This window comes from Caldovatus aquaticus, assembly GCF_019458025.1.
Taxonomy (GTDB): Bacteria; Pseudomonadota; Alphaproteobacteria; order Acetobacterales; family Acetobacteraceae; genus Caldovatus; species Caldovatus aquaticus.
Map to the genome: position 1 here is coordinate 1 of NZ_JAHZUY010000112.1, position 4,383 is coordinate 4,383.

At 76.2% G+C, this 4,383-nt stretch carries 2 protein-coding genes; one reads left to right on the forward strand and one right to left on the reverse strand.

Annotation, left to right across the window (positions count from 1 at the left end; all coding sequences use genetic code 11):
• Positions 1-182 precede the first annotated feature (182 nt).
• Positions 183-3,284, reverse strand: coding sequence for an ATP-binding protein (locus K1J50_RS18560; protein WP_220119234.1), 3,102 nt, complete (start codon positions 3,282-3,284; stop codon positions 183-185).
• A gap of 681 nt (positions 3,285-3,965) precedes the next feature.
• On the opposite strand from K1J50_RS18560, the gene K1J50_RS18565 reads away from it, so the two are divergent.
• Positions 3,966-4,130, forward strand: a complete 165-nt coding sequence (locus K1J50_RS18565) for a transposase (protein ID WP_220119217.1) — start codon at positions 3,966-3,968, stop codon at positions 4,128-4,130.
• Positions 4,131-4,383: the final 253 nt, after the last annotated feature.

The following is a 4,383-nucleotide window of genomic DNA, read 5'->3' on the forward strand; positions in this document are numbered from 1 at the left end:
CGGCCGTGTCGCCTCGATCAGCGGCTCCCATTCCGCCCAGGCCGCATCCGTGAACACCTGAACGCCGCCGCTCTTCTCCGCCATCCCCACAACATGGGCATAGCATTCAAGCTCTAACAGACCCTAGCGGCGGGCGAGGGGAGAGGCCGGGTGCGCGGGTCGGCCCGACAGGCGGCGCGAGGTCACGCCCGGCGCGGCCCGGGATCGCCCGCATCGGCAAGGCTCCCCCCCGTCTCCTCGGCCGCCGCGAGCTCCGGGCGCGCGTCGAGCGCCGCCAGGGTCGCGTCGGCCAGCGCCAGCACCAGCGGCTGCAGGGCCTTCGCCTCCTCGGTCTCGCCGCGCGCGGCGGCACGCTGGAGCCGTTCCGCCTCCGCCACCAGACGGCGGGCGCCGAGCGTCCGCCCGGCCCCGACCAGGCGGTGGGCCCCCTGGCGCAAGGCGGCGAGGTCCGCCCGCCCCGCCGCCAGCGCATCGGCGACCACCACCGCGGCGCGGCGGATCTCGCCGACGAATTCGGCGAGGATGCCGCGCCCTGCCGGGCCGAGATCGGCCGCGAGCGACACCAGCGCCCGCTCATCCAGCAGCGGCGGAGGCGGCTCGCCGGGGTCCGCCGGCGGCTCCCTCCCGGCCGCGGCCGGCGGGGAAGGTGCGCCCGCCTGCGCGCCGGCGGCCTCTCCCCGCGCCGCGACGGGACGGGCCGGCCGTGCCAGCAGGCCGAGCGCGCCGACCAGCGCATGGCGCTCGATCGGCTTGGCGAGGTGGCCGTCCATCCCCGCCCGGCGGCAGGCCTCGATCTGATCGGGCAGCGCCGAGGCGGTCAGCGCGATGATCGGCACCCGCGCGCGCGGGCCGGGCAGCGCGCGGATGCGCCGCGTCGCCTCCAGCCCGTCCATGTCCGGCATCTGCACGTCCATCAGCACGGCGTCGAAATCCTCGCGCGCGATGGCGGCCACCGCTTCGGCCCCGCCGGAAACCGCCACCGCCTCGTGCCCCGCGGCCTCCAGCATGGCGCAGGTGACCTGGCGGTTGACCGGGATGTCGTCCACCACCAGCACCCGCAGGCTCTCCCCTGGCCGCTGCGGCCGGTGCGGCGCGGCGGCGCCGTCCGTGGCCTCCGTGGCCGCGCCCGCGTCGGGGCGCCCCGGGCCGGCCGGGCGGGACTCCGCGTCCGCCGGCGTCGCCGCGGCCGTCGCCGGTCGCCCCGGCCGCACGCTGCGCAGCGGAAGCTCCACCCAGAACAGCGCGCCCGTTCCCGGGGCGCTGTCGCAGCCGATCCGCCCCCCCATCAGCGCCACGAGCTGGGCGGAGATGGCGAGGCCCAGCCCGGTCCCGGCCGCTTCCGTCCCGCCGCCGAGCTGCGCGAATTCCATGAACAGCAGATGGCGCTTGTCGGCCGGGATGCCGGGGCCGCTGTCCTGCACCTCGATCCGCAGCCCCTCCTCCGCCGCGGGCGGCGGGGCCAGGCGCCGCACCCGCAGCGTCACCCGTCCGCCCGCGGGGGTGAACTTCACGGCGTTGGAGAGGAGGTTGAGCAGCAGCTGGCGCAGCCGGGTGGGATCGCCCTCGACCAGCTCCGGCAGGTCCTCCGGCGCGTCGAGCCGGAAGTCGAGCCGCTTGCGGTCCACCTCGGGCCGGAGCAGCGTGGCGCAGCCCTCGAGCAGCGGGCGCAGCGCGACCTCCTGCTGCTGCAGGTCGAGCCGGCCCGCCTCGATCTTCGAGAGGTCGAGCAGGCCGTTGACCAGCTCGAGGACATGCCGCCCCGCCTCGTAGAGCGTGCGCACCCGCGCGCGCTGGTCGGGCGCGAGGCGCGGGTCGTCCAGCAGGATCTGCGCGAAGCCGAGCACGCCGTTGAGCGGGGTGCGCAGCTCGTGGCTCATGCGCGCGAGGAACCGGCTCTTGGCCTCGCCGGCGGCGTCGGCGGCGTCGCGCGCCGCCGCCAGCTCCTCCATGGCGCGCTTGAGGGCGGTGATGTCGGTGCGGATGCCGACGGTGCCCCCGTCGGGCGTGCGGCGCTCGGTGACCAGCATCCACCGGCCGTCGGGCAGCCGGCGCTCGACCGGCGGGTGGTTGCCGCGGCGCCAGGCGAGCTCGTTCTTCACCCACGCCTCGATGTCGGCGCCGGCCTCCGGATGCTGGCCGCGCCGCGCGCCCTCGCGCAGGATCTCCTCGGCCCGCGCCCCGGGGACGAGGAAGGGGCCGCTGATCCGGTAGAAGTCGCGGTAGCGGCCGTTGCAGACGACGAGCCGGTCCGCGGCGTCGAACATCGCGAAGCCGTCGGACATGGCCTCGAGCGCGTTCTCGAGGGTGCGGCGGAAGCGCGCCCGCTCCGCCTCGGCCTGCTCGCGCTGGCGGAGGGCGAGGGAGAGGGCGAGGGCGAGCGCCGCCACCAGCAGCGCCAGCGCGCCGGAGGCGAGGAGCGCCCGGTTCCGGTCCCGGCGCCAGCCGGCCAGGGTGACCTCGACATCCCTGGCCACCGTGACGAACAGCTCGGGATACAGGGTAGGCCGCGCGGCGATCTGCACGACCCCGTCGCCGAGCCGCGCCGGGATCGCCGGCGCGGCGGCGCCGTGGTCCCGGCGGGCGAGCTCCGCCGCGGACGGGGACAGGCGCTGGCCGAGTCCCATCGCGACCTGCGGCAGGCTCGCCAGCAGCGTGCCGTCGGCATGCTCCAGCGTGGCCTGCTGGCCGGGGCTCCCGCCGGCGACGGCGAGCAATGCCTCGATCAGGAGCGCCGGCACCTCGGCCACCCCGGTCACCGGCACCGCGAGGCCGGGGATGTCGAGGCTGTGGGCGACGTAGAGCGACCATTCGCCGGTCAGGGGGTCGCGCGTCGGCCCGCCGATCGCCACGCCGCCCCTGCGCGCCGCCCTCCTGGCGAGGCCGGAGAGCAGCGGCGGCAGGTCGCGCCGCAGCGTGCCCGGCCGCGCGCCGGCCAGGGGCGTGCCGTCGGGGCCGACGAGGAACACGTCGCCGGACGTGAAGTTCTGCCGGTTCAGCTCGCGGAGCAGCCGGTCGGCGCTGCCGAGGTCGAGCAGGCCGTCGTCCGCCGACACCAGGGGGGAGAGCATGGTCGGCAGCCCGGCCAGGATCGCGTCCACATGCACGAGGGTGTGGTTGATCGTGGCCGCCACGGCGCGGGCGACGTCGCCGAGGGTCTCGGCGGACGCGGCGAGCGCCGCCTCGCGCGCCCGGCCGATGAGGAGGGCGGTCGCAACGCCCTGGCCGAGCAGGATCGCGAGGCAGGCGGCGAGGACGGCGAGCCGCAGGCGCCGGGGATTCTGCATTCCTCTTAACATTCTTCCGTGTGCGCCGCCCCTAGGCCGGCCGGCGGCAACGCCCGGCGGTCATCCGCACCGGCACGGCGATGGTGCGAGCCGCGCGGATGCGAACCGCACCGCCGGGCCCGGCCGGCTTCCGGAGGAGCGGCGCCCCGGCTCGTCGCGGGCGGGCGGTCCCGGCAAGGCCGCCCGCGCGGGGGCGCGAGCCGCCCCGTTCGCCTCCTCCCGCGCGGGCACGGCTTGCCCCGGTGTGCTGTCGAGCTGTCTTGCAGGCCATCGTACCGGAGAAGATACGTACCGCCTCACCGCCTCGGATCTGCACTCTAAGTACCGGCGTGGGTGGCCACGGCCGCCCTTGACGCCCACATGCGTGCGCTATCCTCGCCGGCCATGCCGGCGGCCGGAGACGACAAGGTGCTTGCCCGACGCTCGGCTCCGACATGCGCCGGCCGCAAAGGCCAACCCCTGCCCGGCGGAGGAAGGCGCTCGACCCAACATGACGCCGACGCCTGGGGCAGGGACCGGTAAAAAAATGCGGACCGGGAAGCAAGAAAACCATAAACTCTCCGCCGACGGGCAGTGAAAAGGGCGTTAAAAACCGGGTGGCCCCGCCGCCCCAGGGTCTGCGCCCAATTGCCGTGGGAACGGTGCGATGATTCGCCCTGCCCAACGGCGGGGGGATGGACCGTGTCGCGCCTGTTCTGGCTGAGCGACGTGCCGTGGGCGGCGAGCGAGCCGCATCTGCCGATGGTCCACACCGGGCCGCGGCGCGTGGACGACCGGCGGGGGATCGGCGGCATCGTGCACCGTTTCCGCGAAGGCTGCCGCTGGCGTGCCCTGCCGCCGGAATAGGGGCCATACGCCACCGTCTTCAACCGTTGGAACCGCTGGAGCCAACGCGGGCTCTGGCAGCGCATCCTCGCCGCCCTCGTCGCCTGCGCCGACCCGCCGCGGGGCGCGCCGATCGGCAGTGCCGCGGTGAAGGCGCACCGCTCGGCGGCCGGCGCGAAAGGGGGGAAGGCGATGCCTGCCACCAGGCGATCGGCCGCTCGCGCGGTGGGCGCCCCGCCAGGGGCCACGCGCTCTGCGACGAGCAAGGCCGCCC